Genomic DNA, 25,611 nt, shown 5'->3' on the forward strand with positions numbered 1-25,611 from the left:
AACCGGACTTTTTGATCCTACTGTTGATTCCGAAGGCGTTTATACGTACACTTTAATTGGAACGCCACCTTGTGATGATGCATCGGCTACAGTTACTGTGACTTTTGTTCCAACTCCAAATGCTGGAGAAGAAAGCAACGCTATAATTTGTAGCGATGATGGCACTCAAGATTTATTTAATTATTTAGGTGGTACGCCTGACTTAGGCGGCACATGGAGTCCTACAACCGCCAGTGGAACTGGGATTTTTGATCCTAATCTAGATATCGCTGGTATTTACACGTATACGGTTACAGGTCCAATCGCCTGCAACCAAACAGATACTTCCGCAGTATCTGTAACAATAGAGATAAATCCAAACACAACTGGTTTAGAAATTTCTTCCGAAGATATCTGTTTAGGACTTTCAATTGATATCTCCATTTCAAATGCCACTCTTTTACCTGATGGGTCATTTATTTTGACTTATAATCTATCGGGAGCAAATCAATCTGACAACGCGATAACAATTAATATTACTAATGGAATCTCTATTTTTAATATACCTGCCAATCTGCTAACAACTCCTGGATTAACAACTGTAACTATAGCTTCAATTATATCAATAGACTCAATATGTAGCGCTGACGTATCTGCAATTACCACTTCTGACTTTATAATTTTTGATAGTGTTACGCCTCAAATTATTCAAAATGGAAATATCTTTTGTACTCAAGATGAACCAACAATAGAAAATTTATCAAATAATATAACAAGTACAGATGACATTACGTGGTTTGACGCTCCTATTAATGGTAATAGTTATTCTAATATTGATACATTAGTAGATGGTGAAACATATTACGCATCTGCTTTAACAGATAATGGTTGTGAAAGCATAAACAGATTAGAAATCACGGTACTACTTGAAGACTGTCCTGAAGAGATTGTAATCCCAGATGGATTTTCACCTAATAATGATTCCATAAACGATGAATTTACAATTGAAAATTTAAGAGACTTATATCCTGGTTTTACTCTAGAAATTTATAATCGCTACGGAAATATTTTATATAAAGGAGATATAAATACCTCTGACTGGGACGGTACTTCTAAAAAAGGTCTAACTCTAGGAGAATCTTTACTACCAGTTGGCGTGTACTTCTTTGTGTTAGAATTTAATGACGAAAACAATAAAAACCCAATCCAAGGGAGAGTCTATTTAAGCAGGTAGTAATTTGAAAATATTATGACTAAGAAACTCATAACATATAGCATAAAAATCATCCTACTTTTTGTAGGTGTACTTGGATATTCCCAACAAGATGCTCAATATACGCACTATATGTATAATATGAGTGTTATTAATCCTGGGTACGCTACAGATGATCCAGACCTCATAAATCTAGGACTTTTACACCGTGCACAATGGGTTGGATCTGTTGGAGGACCAACTACAAGTAGCTTTTTTGCTCACACCTCATTGGGTAACAAAATGGAAGGTGGGATTTCTGCAGTTCACGATCAAATTGGAGACGTCGTTAAAGAAACAAATTTATTTGCTGATTTTGCTTACGCTATTCCACTCAGTGAAAATACAAAACTCTCTTTTGGGGTAAAGGCTGGTGCTACATTTTTTAGTACTAACTTTAATGGATTTGTCTATTCTGATAATTTACCTGATCCTGCATTTGCCAATAATCTGAGTAAAACCTATCCTAATATAGGAGTCGGTGCTTTTTACTTCGGAAAACAGTTTTATTTAGGTTTTTCTGCTCCTAATCTATTAGAATCAGAACATCTAGATAATGATAGTGGAATTGTAACGTCAAGAAAAGAAGAAACGCATCTGTTTTTTACTGCAGGATATGTGTACAATATAAACGAAAAAATAAAACTAAAACCAGCCATGATGGCAAAAGCAGTTTCTGGCTCGCCACTATCTTTAGATTTAACAACTAATGTCTTAATAAATGATGTTTTTGAAATAGGTGTTGGTTATCGTTTTGATGATTCTGTAAGTGGATTAGTCAACTTTAGGATTATTGACTCGTTGCGCATTGGTTATGCTTATGATTACACCCTCTCTAATCTTGGCAACTTTAATACTGGGTCACATGAAATTATTCTACTCTTTGATATTGGAAAACTAGGAAACGGATACGATAAATCACCACGATTTTTCTAAACACTTAATTATGAACAAAAATTATATTCTTATATATCTTTTATGTGTTTGCAGTTTAAGCTTTGGACAAAAGAAAAGTTTAAAACGAGCAAATAAACTATTTGACAATAAAGCTTATGTTGAAGCAGCAGAACTATACAGACAGTTAGAGGATACTCAAGAATCACTTGAGAAACTTGGAGATTCTTATTATTTTAATTTTCAAATGAAAAAAGCAAATGATGCTTATAAAAAATTATTTGAGAATTATAAGGACAGTCTAGATTTAGAGATTTATTTTAGATATGCAAACGCTTTAAAAGGCATTGAAGATTATGACACTGGAGATAGCATAATGAGTGATTACTCTAACCTTCCCGAAAATACTCCTCAATTAATAGAGGAGTTAACCTCGTTAACACCCTATAACTATGCGGTAAATCAAATAAAAAGCGGTTCTAATATTGGTGATTTTGGAATTACTTACTTTAAGGATAAAGTTGTTTTTGCATCCTTACGAAATTCAGATAATCCTAAATATGCGTGGAATGAAAACCCCTATTTAGATTTGTATAAAGCTTCGGTTTCTGAAGATAAAAACCTTGAAAACGTAGAGCCTTTTTCCGAAGATATAAACAGTAAAACACACGAAAGTAATGCGACATTTAGTAGCGACGGACAAATAATGTACTTTTCTAGAACTAATAAAAAACGTGTCAAAATTGGTGACGAAAAAATTGCCGTTGTTAAACTCTATCGTGCCGAATTGATTGATAGCGCATGGACAAACATAACTGTAATGCCTTTTTCAAGTGACTTTTACTCTACTCAACATCCCACATTAAATAAAGACAACACTAAATTATATTTCTCAAGTGATATGCCAAGCACTACAGGATCCTTTGATATTTATTATGTAGATATCACAGGTGAAAATTATAGTAATCCAATTAATTTAGGAGGCACAATAAACACTAAACATAGAGAGCAATTTCCTTTTATTACAAATGAAGAAACACTCTATTTTGCATCTAATGGACACAAGGGTTTAGGCGGTTTAGATTTATATCTTTCTACTTATAAAGACGCACAGTTTGAAGAAGCTTTAAATCTGGGACATACTATAAACTCTGGCATGGACGATTTTGGTTTCGTATTGCAAGATTCTATTCAAGAAGGATTTTTCTCGTCTAATAGAGATGGAAAAGATCGTTTATACGCGTTTACCAGAGAGCCAAACGTTAAAACGTACTTCCTAGAAGGAGAAGTACGCGATAAAAACTCAAAAGAGATTTTACCAGGATCTTTGGTAACCTTATTTAATGAAGAAGGAAATATTGTAAAGCAAATAATCGTTGGAGATGACGCTAAATATAAATTTGAAACCGAACCAAACAAAGCCTATAAAATTGAAGGATATAGAAGTTTTTATATCCCTACTCTTGAGGACCTCAACACCAATGAGGAAGGCAAAATTGAATTTGATATAGAACTTGAAATTGAATCTTATGACGATGCCGAAGATATTGTAGTCACCAAAACTGATGGTTACATTTATATAGAATTGGAAAATATCTACTTTGATTTAGATGAATGGGCTATCAAACCAAAAGCAGCAAAAACACTCGACATTCTAGTTAATCTTCTAAAAAAATATCCTAGAATGGAAGTACAACTAGGAGCTCACACAGACTCTAGAAGCAGTGATAGTTATAACTTAGTGCTTTCTAACAATCGTGCTAAATCGACATTAAATTATATCGCCACAAGAGGCGTTGATAACGTACGTTTAAAATCTAAGGGCTTTGGAGAAACCCAACCTTTGGTAGACTGCGATGACAATTGCTCTGAGGTAGAGCACTCTATTAATAGGCGTTGCGAGTTTATTATCCTTAAATAATAAAGTCGTCCACGCCTACCAAAGACACTAATTTAAAGGTATTTCTAAAAATTGAATACCGTTATACTCAATAAGGTATTCTTCATTTAAATACACTGGTAAATCCTCTCCATTTGGGTTACCTAATCCCACTCCAGCATATAATACTTTAGCATCCTTGTCAAACGCGTGATTTTTGAAGGTTTCCATCCAAACCACATCGTAATTATTAGGGTTATCGGGTAACAAAACAGCTCTAACAATAACAAAAAAATACTGACTATTTTTGTCTATACATACAAATTGAGGATGCTTTTTCAACTTACTATTAATAGCTACAAACTCAAAACCACGATTTTCTAAATCTTTTCCAACATGGTTCATCGCCAAGTTATGAAGTTCTTGTAATGTCAATACTTTACTCATCTGGTAAAGATACAAACTTGCTATTTAAATCTTACAAATTCTGCATCACTAAATGTGTAATTGGACACAGGAATAACAGCATTATTTTTGAGTGTATACCATGGAGAGATTAAAGAATCTTCAAGATTTTTAACCAAATGAACACTTTAAACTGGCGTATTACCTTGAAACTACACATAAAGGCTACCCATCACAAATACATACCGCTACAGTAATCCCTGAATTGAACCAATTCCTAAAGAAAAACGAATTTAGAAATGGACTAAAACTTTCAGTAATGAACAATACAGGAATTGCGGCGGCTCACAAAGAGATGACCCAGCTTCTTCACAAATTGGATCAATAGATACAAGACGATTTAAACAAAGACGGAAAATAAGGTTAACCTTTTTATACCTATTCATCAACTGCTCATTTCCAAAATAAGCATATAAAAAGTAGCTGCGCTATGATATTGGCAAAATCAATATTGTAATGACTAGGATTTTGATTGCATAATAAATTAATGAATAGACTATCAATAAAATGTCAGAGATAGCAACGTCATAATTAGTATTACGTCTCATAAAAGGTGGTAAAGCGCTTTGAAAATATTTTGATGCTGTACTTATAGCAATCACAACTCGTAAAAAGCTAAATAGGTGAGTCCCTTTATTTAGCCCAAAAATCATTACCTTGAACGACACAAAGAAATCCCAAATAAATGCGCATTAAACTTCCCTTTAAAGCCCAAAACTCAGTAACATTTATTTGTTTTCTGTCATTAATACTGCTACAATGTGAAAACCGAAGTAGCTTACCAGACCCTTTAGAAGCTGGCTGGAATAATGAAGCTGTTTGCGAAGTTATAGATGACAACGAGAGCCTAAGAGTTTTAAAATGCACATTTGCTCCTAATATTGGTCATGAGAAACATTATCACAATCCGCACTTTGGCTATACACTTGCTGGAAGTAAATTCAGAATAAAAGATACTACAGGAACCCGAGAGGTTACTGTCCCAACTGGTTATAGTTTTAGTAAAGATAAAATTTATACGCACGAAGTACTTAATATTGGCGATAGTACTGCTGTATTTTTAATCATGGAATATAAATAATATTATGGACGGATTTAATATCGTAATGGTAATTACCATTATACTTTTTGCAAGATTGGGAGTGCAATTAGTGACGGGTTACATTAAGATGAAAAAAGAAACCAAAGAAGATCAACGAGACTTAGATGATCTCTAGCGGGTAATACACTGTTAAAGTTTTGTATTCACTTTTGTTTTTTTGTATCTTTTGTAGAAACTTTAACAAGTGATACTATGAAAACGCCTCAACGACTAGATGAAGCCATTAAAAAACTCTATCTCGCTTATCATAATAACGAACTACATCCAGAATGCTGTAAAAGTTGTGCCGTAGGTAATATATTAGACCGCACAGATTCTTGGCAGCACCTCTCTGACGATCATGGGTCTCTACGACTGAATTACCTCGGAAATGTACACCAGATGCTAAATAGGCGTTTTAACGGCTATACACCTCAAGAATTATTACACGTTGAAGCTACTTTTCTTAGCGCATGTGGTTACCAATTACCATTTAAACGATATCATAAAAGACCAGAAAATCCGCAAGACAAAGAATTATTATTTAATGGCCTCTGCGCAGTTATTACCTTATTGTGTCGATTAGATAATGTGACAAATGTTATGGATTACACCAAACTATTTGAGGTCAAAAACGACCAACCAAAGTACACCCTAATCTATTAATACTTTACATTAGTATTCCTACTCTTTAATCACTTTGTTAAACACAAAAAACCAACTCTTAAGGAGCTGGTTTTGTATTTTAATTTTTAAAATATCGACTATGACATTACTGTTTTCAAAGTAATTTTAGCCTCCAAAATCATCGAATCTAATGTGCTCATCGGCGATACCGAAATCTTCTCCCATTTTTTGAACCGCTTGGTTCATTAATGGAGGTCCACAGAAATATAACTCTATATCTTCTGGAGCTTCATGTTTAGACAAATAATTATCAATTACACAATTGTGAATGAATCCAACAAAACCGTCTCCAGGCGCATCAAGATCTTCTTTTACTTTCCAGTTGTCTTGTTCCATAGGCTCAGAGAGTGCCATATAGAATTTAAAGTTTGGAAAATCTTTCTCTAATGCTCTAAAATAATGAATATAAAATAACTCGGCTTTAGATCGTCCTCCATACCAATACGTTACTTTACGTCCTGTCTTTAAGGTTCTAAATAATTCATATAAATGTGAACGCATTGGAGCCATACCTGCACCACCACCTACGTACAACATTTCACTTTCAGACTCATTGATAAAGAATTCTCCATAAGGACCCGAAATTGTTACTTTATCTCCAATCTTTTGATCAAATATATAAGACGATGCAATACCAGGATTCACATCCATCCAACCGCCTTTCGCCCGATCAAAAGGAGGCGTTGCAATACGTACATTAAGCATTATTTTACGTCCTTCAGCCGGAAAAGAAGCCATAGAATAAGCTCTCTCAATCGTTTCGTTGTTTTTCATAACTAAAGGCCATAAACCAAATTTCTCCCAATCCGCTTTAAACTTATCTGGCTCACCTGGATGATCATCTGGATGTGCTTCAACCTCCATATCTGAGTACTTTATTTCACATTCAGGGATTTCAATTTGAATATATCCTCCAGCTTTGTAGTTCATATCTTCAGGAATTTCAACAACAAATTCCTTAATAAACGTCGCCACATTATAATTTGAAACCACAGTAGCTTCCCATTTTTTAATTCCGAAGACTTCTTCCGGAATTGTAATTTCCATATTCTGTTTAACTTTCACTTGGCAAGATAAACGTGCTCCATTTGCTAATTCTTTTCTACTAAAGTGAGGCGTCTCTGTAGGTAAAGCTTCTCCACCTCCCTCAAGGACGTGACATTCGCATTGAACACATGTACCACCACCACCACAAGCTGATGGTAAAAATATTTTTTCTGCACTCAAGGTCGTTAATAACGTACTACCTGATGCGACTTGAATCTCACGCTCACCATTAATTGTGATCGTTACTGGACCAGATGGTGATAGTTTTTGTTTCACAAATAATAATACACTTATAAGTATTAGCGAGATTACTAAAAACGCTGCTACCGTTGCCACTACTGTTCCTATTGTTCCTGCTTCTAAAAACATCATACTATTCAATTGTTTTAGTATTATTAGCTAACTCTTTATTATCTTCAGTTGTTTGTTGAACGTCAACTGTTTGCTCCTCTTCAACTATTTCTTCATCTCCACCTGTTAACATACCTCCAAAGCTCAAAAAACCAATACCCATTAAACCTGTAATGATAAATGTAATTCCTAAACCTCTTAAAGGTCCTGGCACATTAGAATATCTGATTTTCTCACGAATGGCTGCTATTGCTAAAATTGCTAAAAACCATCCAATACCAGAAGATATTCCATAATTTAATGCTAATCCTAAAGTTTCTATTTCTTTAGATTGCATGAATAAAGAGCCACCCAAAATAGCACAGTTTACTGCGATAAGTGGTAAAAAGATCCCAAGTGAGTTGTAGAGTGAAGGCGAGAATTTTTCAACTACAATTTCTACTAATTGCACCATGGTTGCTATGGTAGCAATAAACATGATAAACGATAAAAAACCTAAATCATAATCTGCATATTCAGGACCTAACCATATTAAGGCTCCTGGTTGCAAAAGATATTGATCCAAAAGCCAGTTTAAAGGCACTGTAACAGCTAAAACAAAAATAACCGCTGCTCCTAAACCTACTGCTGTAGCGACTTTTTTAGATACTGCTAAGTATGAGCACATCCCTAAAAATACTGCAAATACCATATTATCGATAAAAATAGCCTTGAAAAATAATTCGATGTGTTGTATCATTGTCTTTTATTTTTAATATTTTGCTTCCTTATTTTTGATTTAAGTCAAACATCAAACCGAATACAAGAAACTTAATACCTCTTTTAGTCTTCTATTAAATCTTTATTTCTACTACGTTGTACCCAAATCAATAACCCCACAATGATTAAAGCCATTGGTGGCATTAACATGAATCCGTTGTTTTCATAACCTGTTGAATACACGCCTGTCTTTTCAATGGCATCACCAAGAACTGGAATTCCGAATAACGTACCAGATCCTAATAGTTCTCTAAAGAATCCAACAATAATCAAAATCACACCATATCCTACAGCGTTTCCAATTCCGTCAAGGAATGCTCTCCAAGGCCCATTTCCGAGGGCAAAAGCCTCAAAACGTCCCATAATGATACAGTTTGTTATAATTAGTCCAACGAACACAGAGAGTGTTTTACTCAACTCATAAGCATAAGCTTTAAGTACTTGATCTACAATAATCACTAAAGAAGCAACTACAATAAGCTGTACAATAATTCTAATTTTTGATGGTATAATATTACGAATCAACGAAATAACGACGTTACCAACACCCATTACAAAGAGTACTGCTATTGCCATTACTAAGGATGCTTTTAGCTCTGCTGTAATAGCTAATGCCGAACAAATACCGAGTACTTGAATGGTAATTGGATTATTATCTGCTAACGGATCTGTTATTAACTTAGCGTCTTTTTTTGAAAGTAGTCCCATAATTTAGTTCGCTGTTTTTAGGTTTTGAAAATAAGGCATATATAATTTAAGATCTGCTTTTATCATTGCCGACACACCATCACCAGTAATAGTTGCTCCTGCTAACGCGTCTACCTCATAATCTGTTTTATCATTATTTTTAGGATCTGCATTACCTTTTGCCACTTTAATACCTTTAAATGCTCCAGACTCTGACAATAAGTGTTCACCTTCAAAATCATCCATAAAGTACCGTTGCTTGATGTTGGCACCTAATCCAGGTGTTTCTGCTGCATGATCAAAAAAGGCTCCTCTTACAATCATATCACTATCTAAAGCGATGAAGCCCCAGATAGCATCCCAAAGACCTTTACCTCTAATTGGAGCTACATATTGTGTTTCTCCATCTTTTGATTGTCCGACAAATAAAGGTAACAAACGAGATTCTCCGGCTTTTGCATTCGCCTGTTGTTTTTTGACATCAATTAAGTAAGGTTCTTTACCATTATTAGCATCCATAAATTCTTGTCTGGTCATTGTTTTAATAATTTTACCATCCTTAGACTCCAACACTAATTGCTCTGAAACTTTTGTCTTAAACAACGCTGCAACTTCTTTCGTAGATACAAATGTAATATCACCATCACCCTGGTTGTCATTGACACCTAAAGCATACAAAATATTTTGTTGCTTCTCAATACGTTCGTTTTCTGCTATATTTGGTTTTAGAGACGATGCTGTAAAAGCTAATAAAGACCCAACAACCACTACCATAATTATGGCAAAGATTATTGTGTATCCGTTTTTATCTGTTCTTTTTTCCATAGTTACGCAGTTTTAAGTTTTAAACGTCTCATACGACGCTTTACATTTCCCTGAACCACATAGTGGTCAATTGTAGGTGCGAATACATTCATTAACAAGATTGCCAAGAATACGCCTTCTGGATATGCAGGATTAAATACACGAATCATAATGGATATGAAACCAATTAAGAACCCGTAAATCCATTTTCCTTTATTTGTTTGAGAGGCCGTTACTGGATCTGTTGCCATGTATACTGCTCCAAATAAAATACTACCAATAATTAAATGTTGCCAGAATGGTACATTCATTAATCCGTAGAATTTGCTTGTTTCTCCAATCCATTCTGCAGAAACAACTCCGTTAAAAATTAATCCCATTGTAAGCGCTCCAATCAATGTCGATGCAATAATTCTCCAACTTCCTATTTTAGTAAAGATTAAGAATAGTGCACCTATAATAATTAAGAACTTTGAGGTCTCTCCAACAGAACCAGGAATTAATCCCCAAAACATATCTAAAAAACTAAAGTCTACCATATTACTCTGTGCATAACTCCCCAATATTGTTTCCCCTGAAATAGCATCTAAATTGGAACCGTTTGCGATCATTTGATCACGTTCAACCGCACCGTGAACCCAAACTTTATCTCCAGACATCCATGTTGGGTAAGCAAAGAATAAAAAAGCTCTAATGGTTAATGCAGGATTTAGAATATTCATTCCTGTACCTCCAAACACCTCTTTACCAATAACTACACCGAATACTACGGCTACAGCTAACATCCATAACGGAATATCAACAGGAACAATTAATGGTACTAGCATACCCGTTACTAAGTATCCTTCTTCTACCTCGTGGCCTTTGATTACTGCGAATAAAAACTCAACAGCTAGACCAACTCCATAAGATACAATTACCAACGGTAATACTTGCCACATACCGACAATTAAGTTATCCATCGTCCAAAATGTAGATGCTAAAAAACCAGTCGATCTTTCAATTTCACCTAAAGCTACATAATGTTGGTAGCCCGCGTTGTACATACCAAAGACCAAACAAGGTAACAAGGCCATAATGACAATGTTCATTGTGCGCTTTAAATCATCGGCAGCTTTGATATGAGTTCCATTATGAGTGGTCTCGTTTGGTAAATATAAAAAGGTATGTAATGCGTTAAACGCAGGCGCCATCTTAGTTCCTTTATATTTTTCCTTTAGGGTATGTAAGTTACTTTTTAAACTCATCTTTTATGTGTTTCATTTTACTTTGAAAAACGAATAGTCTTTTGCTATTTTTCATTTTTTAAAGAAAATTTAATAATTATCCAATTTCTTTAAGCATTAAGTCTAATCCTTTTCTAATGATATCTTGATGTGGTTGTTTAGACACACAAATAAATTCTGTTAATGCAAAATCCTCTGGTGCAACTTCGTACATTCCAAGAGCTTCCATTTCATCTAAATCTTCATATTTACAAGCTTTTAAAATTTGCATTGGAAATATATCCAATGGAAATACTTGCTCATAAGATCCTGTAATTACAAAAGCACGATGTTCACCATTTGTATTAGTATTCAACTCATACTTTTTCTTAGGATTTAACCAAGAAAATGTTAAGGCTCTCGACGTCGAAATTTTATTAAATATGGGTTTGTTCCAGCCAAAAAATTCATAATCATCACCTTCAGGAATGACAGAAATCAAGTTATCATAAAAACCTAAGCTTCCATCTGGATTCAATTGCTTTCCTGACAGCACATTCCCAGAGATAATACGATCATTACCCTCTTTATCCACGCCATTATCATAAATCATTGTAGCTATTTCACTACCAATTACCGTTTTAAAGTATCTTGGCTTTTTTACAGAAGAACCTGCAAGCGCAACTAAACGCTCAGCATTAAATTTCCCAGTAAGTAACAATTCTCCAATAATCACAAGATCTTGTGCATTCACCGTCCAAACCGTTTCTCCTTTGTTAACGGGATCTAATTTATTAATATGTGTACCAACATTTCCAGCTGGATGTGGACCAGATATTTTGTGAACCGTAGCATCTTTCATATTGGCTAATGGTGAGTTACTCGACCCAACACCAATATGAACTTGACCTTCAGTTAATTTCGATAAAGCAGATACTGCTGCTTGTAACACCTCTTCTTTTCCTGCAAGCACAAAATCTAAATCTGCAGCTAATGGTGCAGTAGAATATCCAGAAATAAAAATCGCCTTAGGTAATTTCTCTGGATTTGCAATCACATCATAAGGTCTTTGCTTGATAAAAACCCAACATCCTGAGGCTAATAAATGTGCCTTGGTTGTTGCGGCATCAGAAGTCATATCGAATATGCCAAAATCTTTGAAAGACTGAGTTTTATCTGCTTGAATCTTAACAGCATCTATGCGACGTTTTGGTCCTCTTTGCACCTCTACGATTGTACCAGAAACTGGAGACACAAACTTCACATCTTCATTTGACTTATTATAAAAAATAACATCGCCTGCTTGTAAAGTAGCTCCTTCTTTTGCCACAAGTTTTGGAATAACACTATGAAAATCCTCAGGCCGTATTGTGCAGAAATTACTTATAATGGCCTGCTCAACTGTTTTATCAGCTTCACCTACAAGTTTTATATCCAGACCTTTTTTAATCTTAATGTCTTTTGACATACGCTTTATATTGAAATTAGTTGACTAAAAATCCGTGCAAATTTACGAATTTATTGAGTAATATAATAGCCCTAGATTTTAAGTTTATTATTTTTAACGATTCTAAATAAGCTCCATAATTTTAAGGCACAGATTTTGTTTATCTTTACAGTTATAAACAAAAATACGATGACTAAAACGTTTTCCATTCACTTATTACTAGTATTATTTGCTTTTCAAGGATTTTCACAAGTCGAAGAAATCAACCCTCCAGAACACATCAAAACCATCACCTTTAAAAGTAGAAGCTCACCACAAGGTCAACTTCCTATTTTGAGGCTTGGTGAAGCCTTTTATCTAGAATTTGATGTCCTAACTGCTAATGAGCCAGATTTCTACTATGTTATCGAACATTATAATTATGATTGGACCGAATCAAACTTGGTGAAAATGGAATATATGGAGGGATTTGATAATTTTAGAATTGTAGATTATCAAAATTCATTCAATGCCTTTCAACTGTATTCACATTACAAACTACCTATTCCTAATAGACAAACAAGAGCTTTAACAAAAACAGGCAATTATTTGATTTCTATTTTTGATGAAAATGAGGAACTTATGTTCACACGAAAATTCATGATCTACAAAGAAGAAGTTGGCGTAGGAGTAGAAATAAAGCGCAAACGAGATGTCCGTTTTATTGACGAAAAGCAAACGGTTGATATTATCATTAATTCGGGTAGCCTCAATTTAAATAATCCAATGGAAACGATTAAAACAGTGATCATTCAGAATAATAATCTCAATACTGCTATAAAAAATGTAAAACCACAATATATTATTGGAAAAGAACTCATCTACAGATACCTCAACGAAACATCGTTTTGGGGAAGTAACGAGTTTAGGTTTTTTGAAAATAAAGATGTTAGAGCAGCTAATATTGGTATTCAGTTTATTGATTTAAAAGACATTTATCATGGTTATTTGTTTACCGACATCCCGAGGTTTGATAGACCGTACACTTATAACCCTGACATTAATGGAAATTTTAAAATAACCGCAATAGATCGAGACAACGTAGATATCGAAGCCGATTATACAAATATTCATTTTTCTCTTTTACATCCTAAATTGACAGATGGTAGTAAAATTTATATTTATGGAAACTATAATAATTATGCTCTAGAAAAAAGCAACCAACTTATATTTAACTCTGAAAGCGGAAACTATGAGTCTATTATGAAACTCAAACAAGGATTTTATAATTACAAGTATGTTATTGTTGATAGTAAAGGCAATTTAGACGAAGGTAAAATTAGTGGTGATTTTTGGCAAACAGAAAATAATTATAAAGTATTAGTGTATTACAGAGACTTAGGGGCTCGTTTTGATAAACTCATTGGATATGGTGAAGCGACTTCGGTAAACATATCCAACTAATACTTATCGCTGTTGGTATCAAAATTTAGAGATCTTTTTACAAACCGCTGTGACTTTTCATCATAAGATTTACAATTCTCTATGGGTTTAGCGTAAAGGTGTAAGCTCATAGATCTCCCATCATGACCATTTTTCAACTTGTGAAACCCTTGACTATCATCCATAAATGTCACTTGATCGGTCTCTACAGTTTGAGAATCATCTGCAATTAAGTTATCATTGTCGTCCATGTTAAAAAACACTTCTTTCATCTCCCCTTCCAACAAGTAAACCCAACAATCCTCTCCATCATGACCGTGAATTGGAGTTTCTTGACCATGCTCCCAACACAATAATATGAGCTCAAAATTTAAATCCTTATACAGGCAATTACGGGTGTATTTTTTACTGGACCAACTTTGGTAAGGTTTAAAATCTATAGTACTAAAATCAAAATCATTGAGTACTGCATTATACTCTTCATTTGAGTTATTAGCTAAAAGGTCTACAAGTTTTTGAATGTTTTTAGGAGTTTCCAAGATGCGTTTTTAAGATTTAAGGATTTTTTAGTAATATGTTCGATAAAATAGGGATAAATTTACAAAAGTCAAAATTAAAGAATCAACTTAACACATGCATAAAGACCTAAAGTTATTTACTGAGCTCGTAGAATATCTCATTTCCGAAGAGAAAAACAATCCTGTTGCCACACCTATTGACACTTCTAAACTCTACAAAACATTAGACCTCAGCTTAAATGACAAGCCAACTATTGACGCAGATTTTATAAATACATTGAAGGGAATTATAAAAAGCACACCTAAAACCGCTTCTACCTCCTTTTACAACCAATTATTTGGAGGTCGAATTGATAGAGCTACACTTGGTGATTTATTAGCAGTGATGTTAAATAATAGTATGTACACCTACAAAGTTGCAGGACCACAAGTTGGGATTGAGAAAACTATACTCAAAACCATTTGTGACATGATTGGATACCCAGATTCTGCAGATGGCACGTTTGCACCTGGAGGATCAATGAGTAATTATATGGCTGTATTAATGGCTAGAGACAAATATAATCCTTCGGCGAGAACAGCAGGAGTTTCAAATAAAATGACGCTTTATACTTCGGAAGCTTCGCATTATTCCATCGCTAAAAACGCCTCATTTATTGGTGTTGGAAGAGATCAAGTAAGACGGGTAAAAACGAATGATAAGGGCGAAATGTTGGCCGCAGATCTAGACCAGCAAATCTCTAAAGATATTGAACAAGGCTACCAACCCTTTTTTGTAAATGCTACAGCAGGAACAACAGTTTTAGGCGCTTTTGATGATGTAGAACGCCTTAGTAAAATTTGCAAAAAACATGATGTATGGCTTCATTTAGATGGCGCCTATTGTGGTGCCGTTATTTTTAGCGATGAGTATAAGCATTTAGTAAAAGGTATTGAACACACTAATTCTTTTAGTGTCAATGCTCACAAAATGCTTGGCACACCTTTAAGCTGTTCAATTATAGTAGCAAAAGATAAAAAGCATTTAAACCAATCGTTTTCTAATGATGCAGAATATCTATACCAAACAGATGACGACGACTTTAATTTAGGAAAAACCTCTTTGCAATGTGGTCGTAGAAATGATGCTTTAAAATTTTGGACCTTATGGAAATCTGTTGGAAGTAACGGATTAAAAACGATTATTGACCATCAATTCAATCTTGCTCAAATAGCCAGAGACTATATCAATCAGCATCCAGATTACACTTTATATAGCTTTGACGACTCGATATCCATATGTTTTAATTACAAAGATATTCCTGCACATACATTATGCACAGCACTATATGAAGATTCGCAACTTATGGTTGGCTTCGGAAATTTTAAAAATCAAGAATTTGTGAGAATGGTAACTATTAATAGCCTCTTACAAGAAAAAGATATTATGCATTTCTTTAAAACAATCGAAAAATTCACGAGTTCAACCGATTTATAATTCAATTAATCGGAAAGGCACCTCCTTAAAGTGTTAAAAATTTGCTTAATTCTAAAAAAGTGTGGAAATTAATGTAGAAATTAACCTATTTTTGTAAATTATTTTAACAATTTAATGGTACAACAAGTTACATGCGGAATCAAAATCTCTGTCGAAACATCTTTCGAGGGTACATTTTATAAAAATTATAAGGTGCATTTTGCGTTTGGTTATAAAGTAACTATTGAGAACCAAAGTAAAGATTCTGTTCAATTAAACTCAAGGCATTGGAGAATTTTAGATGCCCTTAATAATGATGAAATTGTTGATGGAGAAGGTGTCATTGGTAAAAAACCAGTTTTAAAACCTGGTGAATCTCATGCCTATAATTCTGGATGCTTACTCACCTCTCCCTTTGGTGCTATGCATGGTCATTACAATATGATTAATTTTACAGATTCTAAAAAATTCAAGGTAACTATACCGTCATTTAAATTAAGTGCTCCTTTTGCACTCAATTAAAGTATTCAGTAAAAAACCAATTGTTTTCCAATAATCTTTCTTTCTAGTCTTTCGTTTGGCCATCATTTATAAGCGCTACTCTCTGTCCAAGTCAAAATTTTTCAGGTACTCAAATCTGTAAGTTGTTTCGTTTTGCTTAATGTGAAAAGATTTGCAGTTAGAATAATGTAATAATGTATAGTTTGAATTATAATCAAAACCTTGTGAAGTAAGTTTATAGATCCCGTCGCAATGCACATGTCCGTCAGGTGAAATTCGTCGAAATCTGTATTCGATTTTAGAATCTATATTATGAACTTCAAACCAGGCTCCAATTCCAATACCACCAAGCCACTGTGCATGATCACCTTTAACATGGTTGTGCAATGGTTCTAGATTCCCAGTCAAACCTCGGTCATGACCTTTAAGAGTATCTAGAAACATCTGTCTATTCAGTCTACTAACTGTAGAGTTAAACTTTGAGATTTTGCCAATATCAGATACTATATAAACATAATTCCCAGTATCAGCAATGACGACATTACCAACTGTACTAGGCGTAAAACCTTTAGATTTTATAAGTTTAGATTTTATAGACGAATTTGTAACGCTAGTAATCAAAACATCTGTAACAAAACGGGCACAATTACTAGCGTTTTTCACAAAAGCTGCATACCTTATAAATCCCTGATTTTGTATCGATTCGATATAAGCTCTCGCTTTTTGATAATTTATGACATCACAAACCGAAGCATACATATTTCCGTTACCATGTGTTAATTTTGGATGTGTTGCTAAGAACTTCAAGATCTCGTCTAAGTTTACAATTCTATTATCCTTTATTTCTGCGGTAATCGGAAAACTCAATTCAAAGTCGGTCTCTTTACCACGAACCCTTCCATTAGGAGAAGGAGTAATGTACCTACCAAAATCATAATATTCTAAAACACCTGTTGACTTATTAACTAAAACCAAAGCCGCATGACCAGCTCTTACGTGTTTTCTATTTCCGATGAAAAAAAAACTTAAAAACTTTGAGTACCATTCTTCTGCGTGTGAGACAATGGTTTCTGGATAGGCGAGGATTATGATTATTCCGTCGTTCATGGTAATAATTAAGGTAGCAACTTACAAAAAATTAGCGGTTATTTTAACCTTGTTTTAATACTTTGAAATTCGTTAGTCGTCAAAAAATTGTAACTTTACAGTTACAAAATAATAACCAAATTAAAAATACATATTAAGATGGGAAAAGGATTTTTCAACGTACCAGTAGCTATAAATGAGCCTGTTAAATCGTATGCTCCAGGGTCTCCTGAACGCGACGACGTTTTACAGGCATACAAAAAGATGTTTAATGAAACTATCGATGTACCCATGTACATCAACGGGAAGGATGTAACGACAGGAAACACAAAAACCATGTCTGCACCTCATGATCATCAACATATTGTTGGAACCTATCATTTAGCAGAAAAATCTAATATAGATGATGCCATTGCTACAGCTTTAGAAGCTAGAAAAGAATGGTCTCAATTACCTTGGGAACAACGTGCTGGTATTTTCTTAAAAGCTGCCGAATTAATCGCGGGACCTTATAGAGCAAAAATAAATGCAGCTACAATGATTGCACAATCTAAAACAGTTCATCAAGCAGAAATTGATGCTGCATGTGAATTGATAGATTTCTTAAGATTTAATGTACAGTTCATGACAGATATTTATCATGAACAACCAGATAGTACAAGTGAGGCTTGGAACAGATTAGAATATCGTCCATTAGAAGGGTTTGTATACGCGGTAACACCGTTTAATTTTACTGCAATTGCTGGAAATCTTCCTGCTTGTATGGCGATGATGGGTAACGTTGTGGTATGGAAACCTAGTGATAGCCAGATATTTTCGGCAAAAATCATAATGGATGTTTTTAGAGAAGCTGGTGTTCCTGCTGGTGTTATTAATGTTGTCTTTGGTGATCCAGAAATGATCACAGATACGGTTATGGATAGTCCAGATTTTTCTGGATTACACTTCACCGGATCTACGTTTATCTTTAAAGAGCTCTGGAAAAAAATCGGGAATAACATTCATAATTATAAAACATATCCAAGAATTGTAGGAGAAACTGGTGGTAAAGATTTTATTGTTGCTCATAAAAGTGCCAACCCAATACAAGTAGCAACCGCTATTTCTAGAGGTGCATTTGAGTTTCAAGGTCAAAAATGTAGTGCTGCTTCAAGAGCTTATGTCCCTTCAAATATGTGGGAGACTGTAAAGGAACGTGTTATTAAAGATGTGAAATCTTTTAAAATGGGTTCTCCAGAAGACACCAACAACTTTATTACTGCAGTAATTCATGAAGGCTCTTTTGATAAACTAGCAAAATTTATCGACCAAGCTAAGACGGATACTGATGCTGAAATTATTGTAGGTGGTAACTATGATAAAAGTAAAGGTTACTTCATAGAGCCTACAGTGATAGTGACCACTAATCCAAAATACACAACCATGTATACAGAGTTATTTGGTCCTGTAATGACGATATTCGTTTATGATGAAAATGATTTTTCTGAAACATTGAAACTTGTGGATGAAACTAGTGAGTATGCCTTAACTGGTGCTATTTTATCAAGTGATAGATATGCAATACAGGAAGCTACAAATGTGTTACAAAACTGCGCAGGAAACTTCTATATTAACGACAAACCTACTGGAGCAGTTGTTGGTCAACAACCATTTGGAGGAGCAAGAGCATCTGGAACAAATGACAAAGCAGGAAGTGTTCTTAACTTATTACGTTGGGTCTCACCAAGAATGATTAAAGAAACATTTGTAACACCTACGGAGTATCGTTATCCATTTTTAGGTTAATTAAAACTTAATACTACTTATAAATCCTCAGACTTAACAGTTTGAGGATTTTTTTTGCTTTTCACCCTAAAACTTTAGGAACACATAATTAACTTACTGAAACGTCGTATCTTGTGAGGCAAAATCAATTCAATTCATATACAATGAAAAAACATTACATTTTACTTCTATTAACACTTCCTTTACTCGGTCAATCTCAAACTATTGAGTTTGAATCAACTATTGCGGCAGATTTATCTGGATATAGTGGTATTACAGAATTTGCAGGTTTAGGTGAGTATGAACTGTTTTTAGATACAGATACTGGTATTCTAGATAAACCTATAATTCTTATTGATGGGTTTGATCCAGGTGACACAAGAACGATTTCTGGTTTATATGACTTATTAGATTTCACAGGATCTGAAGGAAATCAAAATTTAGGAGATCTTGTAAGAGCAGAAGGGTTTGACATCGTTGTACTCAATTTCCCTTCTTATTTTAGACTTGATGACACCGCTAATACACTTTTAAATATCGATGATGCTACTGATGTAAATGGCGATTTAGTAATTGATGAAATAGACTATCCAGGAAGTACTCTTGTTAATGGTGGTGCAGATTTTATTGAGCGCAACTCCATGTTACTTGTAGATTTAATCAACACACTTAACACAAACAAAGTTGGAGATGAAGACCTGGTCATTATCGGTCCAAGTATGGGTGGATTAATTTCACGTTTTGCTTTAAATTACATGGAAAATAATGCTCAAGATCATGAAACACGACTTTGGATTTCTTTTGATTCGCCTCACCTAGGAGCTAATGTCCCCTTAGCGTTTCAACATCAATTTAACTTCCTTGGCTTTGGTCTCGGTGACGGGTTAAACGTTGAAGCCTTGCAACCTGTTGTCAATGGCCTTTTAAAATCTCCAGCAGCAAGACAATTATTAGTTGATCATTTTGAATCACATTTATTAGCTGGTAGTGATGTTAATTTTGATCCAACAAAGTTGTTACCAGAACCGCATCCATACAAACTCGTTTTTGATGCTAATATTAATGCCTTAACACCAACTGGATATCCTCAAAACACAAGAAATGTATCGATAATAAATGGGAGTGGTATTGGCGCACCATATCAATCTTTAATGGGAACTGATATAACTCCTGGATTTACTATTATTGATGATACGTTTAACAATGTAGGGCCATCAACAAATGCGACAATACAAATCAATTTAACACCTGCAATTAATACCACTGCACAAATAAGTAAAATAAATGTTGTTTTTCTAGGCTTTATAGATATTTTCGATATTGAAATTAACGCACAAGCACCTAGTTTTTCAAATGGTGTAGATGCTGCATCTGGTGGTCTTTTTGATCTTGGAGGATTTACAGAAGGTTTGGGAGGTGATCCATTAATTGACAATTTCATATTAGCATTACAGCTAGATAAGTTTAGTTTTATACCCTCTATAAGTGGTATGGCTTTAGAGATTACTAACAATGAAATAGATTGGTTTTTTGATATCAATTTAGGGGATCCTGACAGTTCGGGTGACACCACTAATACGACACCATTTGTAAATTGGTCTATGCCAGATGAGAATGAGAACCACGTACAATTAACAGAGCAAAATGTGGCATTTGCATTAAGTGAAATTATGCCAGAAACCTTATCAAACGTTGAATTTGAAAACTTTGTCACTCTTAAAATTCAGAAAAACCCAATTGATAGTGATTTAACTATTCTTAGTAACAAAGTTCTTGACAATGCTATGATTTCAGTAGTTGACATCACTGGTAAATCTGTATATCAATCTATTCAAACTTTAGATAGACGATTAACAATACCACTAAATTTAGATTCTGGATTATATATCCTTAATATCGTAACGAAAAATAACTTTAAATACAGAACTAAAGTTATTGTGAAGTAGATAAACACAAATTAGATACAAAAAAAGGAGGCTAGATAATCTAGCCTCCTTTTTTTACATCATACGTATTGAAGCAACTTTAAGTTAGTTAACTTAAAGTTCAATAATATAAGTTTCAACTGCAGGCTAAATTTCTTAATATTAATAAACCAAAATGTATGTCGATGCCTTTATGAGTTGAAAGAAATCCCAAATCTTCATAAACTCTAATTGCTCTAGAGCTTTTTTGTCAATAGTTAATTTTAATACTTAAAAAATTCGTTCTTTAACTATCCACATAGTCCATTCAAACCTCTATTTTCTAACAAGACTCCTCTTTTATGTATCTATTCTTACAACTTTTATATACACTCTAGTATACCCTGAATAAACTAACATTGAAGAAATGACAACTATAACGTTTCAATAATTTGAGAGTTTTCATTTTTAACAACTAGTAGTTCTTATTTTTTTAAATGCTACAAGATATTATTTAAGTAAAGGAGTTTTAAAATTTTCTGTTTTAGTTCCAAGTTCATTTTCAGCACTTGTTTCCACTAGTATTGAAATATTATTTTTTGTGCCTTTCTAAAGTAGATTATTAAATTAATTTAGAATATTGTCTAAATTCTGAAGGCCTAATTGTTAAGGATGGTGAGGAGTTTAGAACAAAAAAAGGCTAGATATTTGATATCTAGCCTTTTTTAAATTATGTATTATATGATTAGTTAAAACCTGCAAATGATCCAGCATTAGCTTTACTTACATTTATAACTTGACCATTAGAATCTAACAATATTGCCACTATTTCAGAATTCGATGCATTCTGCATTAAATTAGAAGGAATCGCATAATTCATATGCATTTTATAAGAACCCCCAGCAACTGCCTCTCCTGCAGGAATCGCATCACCTAGCACACTTGTAAATGAGTGACGTAATACGTGATCATGAACAAAACCATTTATTGTTGCCCCACCACCATAGTACGTCGTATAATTTGTCTGATTATATACTAATCCGTTTTCTAATAAGAAGACAACTAATTTTGCTCCATCAACATTTTCGCCAAATCCTACACTTACAACAAAAGACAAGTTATTATCTTTAATAGCTGTATTAATTGCAATTCCGTTTGATTTACTACCTGAAGTAAGATCAGTTACTTGACTAACATTATTTGGCTCTGGGAAATCCCATAAAGCAGATCTATTAATCCACGCTGTTGGAAATCCAGTAATATTTACTGCATTCTCCATTTGAGAACCAAAACTATTTGACATTGGATCTCCATTATGAATTGCAACTGCAACAACATTGTCTGATGCCTCTTTTGATAATTCTATTCCATAAGAAACTCTTGGACAATACCCGCACCATGTACCTGTATAATCTTCAATTAAAGCTCTGCTTTGAAATGAACTAGGAGTAGTTGCATTATCTTCAACCATTACAGTATAAGCACCTGAAGTGTGTGTGCTAAATGTAGCATATGCTTCAATAGTTCCTATTTCACCAGGAATCACAGTACTTCCAGTAAATGATTCAGCACCATCTACAAATACGTCTGCGGCAGAAGTAATATTATTTAAATTTCCATCAGTATCTGTAGCAATTACTTGATACTCTATTCTCTCACCAATATTATAAGTTGTATTAGCAGATTCAACGGCTATTGACACAATAACTGGAAACACATTTACTGTAATCTGTGAACTTGTCGCATCTTGGTATGACGCTGTAACAATGTACTCACCTGTTTGAGGTGCATTATAAGAGGCTCCTGCAATTGCAGTACCATCAATTGAGATTGTAGCATCAGCTGTAACATCTGTTCCATCGTTAGTCTTAACGGTAAAATCAACGTCTGTTCCAAAATCCACAAATAAACCGCTTGCCGTTAATGAGATTGAAGTAGTAGATACATCGCCACCACCGCCATTACCATCACCATTGTCTTCGGAAGAGCTACAAGAAAATAATGCAGCTATTGCAACGAATAAAAAAACTTTTGTAAAATTTTTAATTTTCATAATAATTAAGATTGTTTAATATTGATTTTTAAGAGTTTCGAAGATAAAAATTTTTTTTGATTTCCTTAACAATTTACTATAGACTTTACAGAAAGTCTATTAAAAATGAATGTTATTTACCAAAAAAATTAACTTTGTTTAATATATTTATCAAAAAAACAAAAATCATGAAAACCCTAATTATATTACTTTTTACGCTATTCATAACAAGTTTATCCTTTTCTCAAGATGTTTTGCCAAGTATGCAAATAAAAAGTTTAGATGGTCAAAGTATTCAATTAGAAGATATTTCTAAAAACGATCAATTAGTTGTTGTTTCACTTTGGGCAACTTGGTGCGTTCCTTGTAAAAACGAATTAGATGCTATTAGTGAAGTTTATGATGATTGGATTGATGAGACTAACGTTAAACTATATGCTATATCTGTTGACGACTCAAGAACTGTTAAACGTGTAAAACCGTTAGTTAGTGGCAAAGGATGGGACTATGAAATTCTTTTAGATACTAACAGTGATCTTAAAAGACAACTTAATGCACCTACAATACCCTTAACTCTATTGGTTAAAAACAACAAAATTCTTTACAGACACTCAGGATATACTCCTGGCGCTGAAGATGAATTGTATGAAAAAATCAAAGAGTTTTCAAAATAAATCTAACTAATAAATTACAACCAAATGAACCGCTACAAATTAATAGCAATATTGCTATGCACACCCTTGTTTGCCTTTGCCCAAGACAAACCAAAAGACTATGGTAGATTAAGTGGAGGAATTGAATCCAACTCTCAGTACTATGTTGATGATCCCAAAACTGGAGATTTTCAAGAAGAAGATCATTTCAGATCTAATAATTATCTAAGATTAAATTATACCTATAAAAACTGGTTTGCTCATGTGCAATTAGAGTCTTACGAGCCAAATTCTATTTTAAATTTTTATCCTAAATATCAAGGTACAAACTTAGGTACATTTTCTATAGGCTATAAATCTGAAAAACTTGAATTCACCTTAGGTAACTTTTATGAACAATTTGGAAGCGGACTCATATTACGTTCATGGGAAGACAGACAATTAGGAATCAACAACTCGATAAGAGGCGCAAATATTAAATATAGACCTACAAATGCCATAGAATTATCAGCGCTGTATGGAAGACAACGTGATGGGTTTTCGGTTTCTGACGGAACTATTTACGGTTTTGATACTGAAATAGACCTTTCACCTCTGCTGAAATTTGAAGACACTAATTTAAATCTAGGTTTAAGCTACGTAGGAAGAGAAGAAGATTTAGATATAGACAATCCAGATTTTAAAGCACTCACAAACTCATTTTCTGCTCGTTTAGATTTTTCCGAAGGAAACATGTATTCCTCTATTGAATATATTAAAAAGGGAGAAGATGTGTATGCAGAACTTGGCAGCACGATTAACGACAGATACTTTGACGGCAGCGCTTTACTCTTCAACTTTGGGTATGCGCAATCAGGTTTAGGAATTGATGCCACCTTTAGACGTATGGAGAACATGGCGTTTTTCTCCCAAAGAGATCAATCTGCAAATGTATTCAACCAGAATTTTATCAACTTTATTCCTGCTTTGACAAAGCAACATGATTATGGTCTCACAAATATCTTTGTGTATCAATCACAACCAAGATTATCATTTAACCCAATATTTAAATCTGGAGAAATTGGAGGTCAAGTTGATATTTACTACAACATTAAAAAAGGATCAACTCTTGGCGGAAAGCACGGTACTAAATTAGCATTTAACTATGCCACTTGGTCTGGGCTTAAAGGAGAATTTGATCTTACAAATAGAACTTACGAAGACACTGATTTGTTTGGTTTTGGTGATAAATATTTTGAAGAAGTTAGTTTAGATATCAAAAAGAAATGGTCCCCAAAGTGGGCCTCTATTTTTTCTGTAGTTCAAACCTATTATAATGCTCGTTTTGTTGAAGACAGAATTGGTGAAGTTAATGCAACTGCAATAATTGGTGAGATAACACACAGGCTAGGCAGCGGAAAGTCTGTAAGGGCAGAGTTATCTCATCTGTTTTCTGACGATAAGACCTCTGAACGTGCTAAAAATTGGGCTGGAGGTACAGTCGAATATAATTTTAGTCCGAGAATTAGCGTCTTTGCTACAGACATATGGAACTATGGCAACCCGAACGAAGATAGACAGATACATTATTATACTGCAGGTGGCAGCTACACACAAGGTGCAACACGGGTAATGGCAAGTTATGGAAGACAACGTGGTGGTTTAGTTTGCGTTGGTGGTATTTGTAGATTCGTCCCAGAAAACACAGGGTTCTCTCTTAGCGTATCAACATCATTCTAGCTGAGCACACCAAGTAACG

23 protein-coding genes are annotated in these 25,611 nt (G+C 34.1%); 13 read left to right on the top strand and 10 right to left on the bottom strand.

The genetic code is table 11. The annotated features are described in order from the left end of the window. From ACJAZK_RS00630 to ACJAZK_RS00640, 3 genes are all read left to right on the top strand, one after another. On the top strand, window positions 1-1,213 hold a 1,213-nt coding region (locus ACJAZK_RS00630), incomplete at its 5' end, for a gliding motility-associated C-terminal domain-containing protein (protein ID WP_415222103.1). A 15-nt stretch (window positions 1,214-1,228) separates the two neighbouring features. Next, window positions 1,229-2,167, top strand: a complete 939-nt coding sequence (locus tag ACJAZK_RS00635) for a type IX secretion system membrane protein PorP/SprF (protein ID WP_415222104.1) — start codon at window positions 1,229-1,231, stop codon at window positions 2,165-2,167. A gap of 10 nt (window positions 2,168-2,177) precedes the next feature. Beyond that, window positions 2,178-4,046 (top strand): OmpA family protein, encoded by a 1,869-nt coding sequence (locus ACJAZK_RS00640; protein ID WP_415222105.1) that lies wholly within the window; start codon window positions 2,178-2,180, stop codon window positions 4,044-4,046. Window positions 4,047-4,073: 27 nt separating this feature from the next. Here ACJAZK_RS00640 and ACJAZK_RS00645 read toward each other — a convergent pair whose 3' ends face one another. Beyond that, window positions 4,074-4,451, bottom strand: coding sequence for a Na(+)-translocating NADH-quinone reductase subunit F (locus ACJAZK_RS00645; protein WP_415222106.1), 378 nt, complete (start codon window positions 4,449-4,451; stop codon window positions 4,074-4,076). A 703-nt stretch (window positions 4,452-5,154) separates the two neighbouring features. Here ACJAZK_RS00645 and ACJAZK_RS00650 point away from each other — a divergent pair. The 3 genes from ACJAZK_RS00650 (at window position 5,155) to ACJAZK_RS00660 (ending at window position 6,216) form a co-directional block, all read left to right on the top strand. Further along, window positions 5,155-5,550, top strand: a complete 396-nt coding sequence (locus ACJAZK_RS00650; protein WP_415222107.1) for a cupin domain-containing protein — start codon at window positions 5,155-5,157, stop codon at window positions 5,548-5,550. Between the two features lie 4 nt (window positions 5,551-5,554). Beyond that, complete coding sequence (locus tag ACJAZK_RS00655; protein WP_415222108.1) at window positions 5,555-5,686, top strand: hypothetical protein; 132 nt, start codon at window positions 5,555-5,557, stop codon at window positions 5,684-5,686. Between the two features lie 77 nt (window positions 5,687-5,763). Then, window positions 5,764-6,216, top strand: a complete 453-nt coding sequence (locus tag ACJAZK_RS00660; RefSeq protein ID WP_415222109.1) for a Na(+)-translocating NADH-quinone reductase subunit F — start codon at window positions 5,764-5,766, stop codon at window positions 6,214-6,216. Between the two features lie 126 nt (window positions 6,217-6,342). Here the strand turns inward: ACJAZK_RS00660 and nqrF are convergent, their stop codons facing one another. The 6 genes from nqrF to ACJAZK_RS00690 form a co-directional block, all read right to left on the bottom strand. Beyond that, the gene (nqrF, locus tag ACJAZK_RS00665; protein ID WP_415222214.1) at window positions 6,343-7,653 is read right to left on the bottom strand and encodes an NADH:ubiquinone reductase (Na(+)-transporting) subunit F; all 1,311 of its coding nucleotides are present in this window, start codon (window positions 7,651-7,653) and stop codon (window positions 6,343-6,345) included. 4 nt (window positions 7,654-7,657) lie between these two features. Beyond that, the gene (gene nqrE, locus ACJAZK_RS00670; RefSeq protein WP_415222110.1) at window positions 7,658-8,374 is read right to left on the bottom strand and encodes an NADH:ubiquinone reductase (Na(+)-transporting) subunit E; all 717 of its coding nucleotides are present in this window, start codon (window positions 8,372-8,374) and stop codon (window positions 7,658-7,660) included. Window positions 8,375-8,457: 83 nt separating this feature from the next. Next, window positions 8,458-9,102 (bottom strand): NADH:ubiquinone reductase (Na(+)-transporting) subunit D, encoded by a 645-nt coding sequence (locus ACJAZK_RS00675; protein WP_415222111.1) that lies wholly within the window; start codon window positions 9,100-9,102, stop codon window positions 8,458-8,460. Window positions 9,103-9,105: 3 nt separating this feature from the next. Further along, a complete protein-coding gene (locus ACJAZK_RS00680; protein ID WP_415222112.1) occupies window positions 9,106-9,906 on the bottom strand; it encodes a Na(+)-translocating NADH-quinone reductase subunit C in 801 nt (266 codons plus the stop codon). Between the two features lie 2 nt (window positions 9,907-9,908). Further along, window positions 9,909-11,132 carry an NADH:ubiquinone reductase (Na(+)-transporting) subunit B gene (locus ACJAZK_RS00685; protein ID WP_028872482.1) on the bottom strand — a complete coding sequence of 408 codons (1,224 nt, stop codon included), beginning with the start codon at window positions 11,130-11,132 and terminating at the stop codon, window positions 9,909-9,911. A 76-nt stretch (window positions 11,133-11,208) separates the two neighbouring features. Then, the gene (locus ACJAZK_RS00690; RefSeq protein WP_415222113.1) at window positions 11,209-12,558 is read right to left on the bottom strand and encodes a Na(+)-translocating NADH-quinone reductase subunit A; all 1,350 of its coding nucleotides are present in this window, start codon (window positions 12,556-12,558) and stop codon (window positions 11,209-11,211) included. A gap of 168 nt (window positions 12,559-12,726) precedes the next feature. Here ACJAZK_RS00690 and ACJAZK_RS00695 point away from each other — a divergent pair, with 168 nt between their 5' ends. Further along, window positions 12,727-13,980: a DUF5103 domain-containing protein gene (locus ACJAZK_RS00695; protein ID WP_415222114.1), complete on the top strand. Its 1,254-nt coding sequence runs from the start codon at window positions 12,727-12,729 to the stop codon at window positions 13,978-13,980. Here ACJAZK_RS00695 and ACJAZK_RS00700 read toward each other — a convergent pair. Beyond that, on the bottom strand, window positions 13,977-14,498 hold the full coding sequence (locus ACJAZK_RS00700) for a cysteine dioxygenase (protein ID WP_415222115.1): 522 nt from the start codon (window positions 14,496-14,498) through the stop codon (window positions 13,977-13,979). The two genes, ACJAZK_RS00695 and ACJAZK_RS00700, sit on opposite strands and share 4 nt — an antisense overlap. A 94-nt stretch (window positions 14,499-14,592) precedes the next feature. On the opposite strand from ACJAZK_RS00700, the gene ACJAZK_RS00705 reads away from it, so the two are divergent. Then, window positions 14,593-15,954, top strand: coding sequence for a pyridoxal phosphate-dependent decarboxylase family protein (locus ACJAZK_RS00705; RefSeq protein ID WP_415222116.1), 1,362 nt, complete (start codon window positions 14,593-14,595; stop codon window positions 15,952-15,954). Between the two features lie 114 nt (window positions 15,955-16,068). Further along, complete coding sequence (gene apaG, locus ACJAZK_RS00710; protein ID WP_415222117.1) at window positions 16,069-16,455, top strand: Co2+/Mg2+ efflux protein ApaG; 387 nt, start codon at window positions 16,069-16,071, stop codon at window positions 16,453-16,455. 75 nt (window positions 16,456-16,530) lie between these two features. Here apaG and ACJAZK_RS00715 read toward each other — a convergent pair whose 3' ends face one another. Next, entirely contained in the window at window positions 16,531-17,541 is a 1,011-nt protein-coding gene (locus ACJAZK_RS00715) for a DUF6695 family protein (RefSeq protein ID WP_415222118.1), read from the bottom strand. Between the two features lie 138 nt (window positions 17,542-17,679). Between ACJAZK_RS00715 and pruA the strand changes: the two genes are divergently transcribed. Both pruA and ACJAZK_RS00725 read left to right on the top strand, forming a co-directional pair. Further along, the gene (pruA, locus tag ACJAZK_RS00720; RefSeq protein ID WP_415222119.1) at window positions 17,680-19,305 is read left to right on the top strand and encodes an L-glutamate gamma-semialdehyde dehydrogenase; all 1,626 of its coding nucleotides are present in this window, start codon (window positions 17,680-17,682) and stop codon (window positions 19,303-19,305) included. A 143-nt stretch (window positions 19,306-19,448) separates the two neighbouring features. Further along, window positions 19,449-21,230 (top strand): T9SS type A sorting domain-containing protein, encoded by a 1,782-nt coding sequence (locus tag ACJAZK_RS00725; RefSeq protein ID WP_415222120.1) that lies wholly within the window; start codon window positions 19,449-19,451, stop codon window positions 21,228-21,230. Between the two features lie 703 nt (window positions 21,231-21,933). Here ACJAZK_RS00725 and ACJAZK_RS00730 read toward each other — a convergent pair. Continuing rightward, a complete protein-coding gene (locus tag ACJAZK_RS00730) occupies window positions 21,934-23,241 on the bottom strand; it encodes an Omp28-related outer membrane protein (RefSeq protein ID WP_415222121.1) in 1,308 nt (435 codons plus the stop codon). Window positions 23,242-23,408: 167 nt separating this feature from the next. On the opposite strand from ACJAZK_RS00730, the gene ACJAZK_RS00735 reads away from it, so the two are divergent. After that, window positions 23,409-23,894 (top strand): TlpA family protein disulfide reductase, encoded by a 486-nt coding sequence (locus ACJAZK_RS00735; RefSeq protein WP_415222122.1) that lies wholly within the window; start codon window positions 23,409-23,411, stop codon window positions 23,892-23,894. A 24-nt stretch (window positions 23,895-23,918) separates the two neighbouring features. After that, window positions 23,919-25,592: a DUF6029 family protein gene (locus ACJAZK_RS00740; RefSeq protein ID WP_415222123.1), complete on the top strand. Its 1,674-nt coding sequence runs from the start codon at window positions 23,919-23,921 to the stop codon at window positions 25,590-25,592. Window positions 25,593-25,611: the final 19 nt, after the last annotated feature.

The sequence above is a fragment of the Psychroserpens sp. genome (assembly GCF_047633235.1).
Lineage (GTDB): Bacteria > Bacteroidota > Bacteroidia > Flavobacteriales > Flavobacteriaceae > Psychroserpens.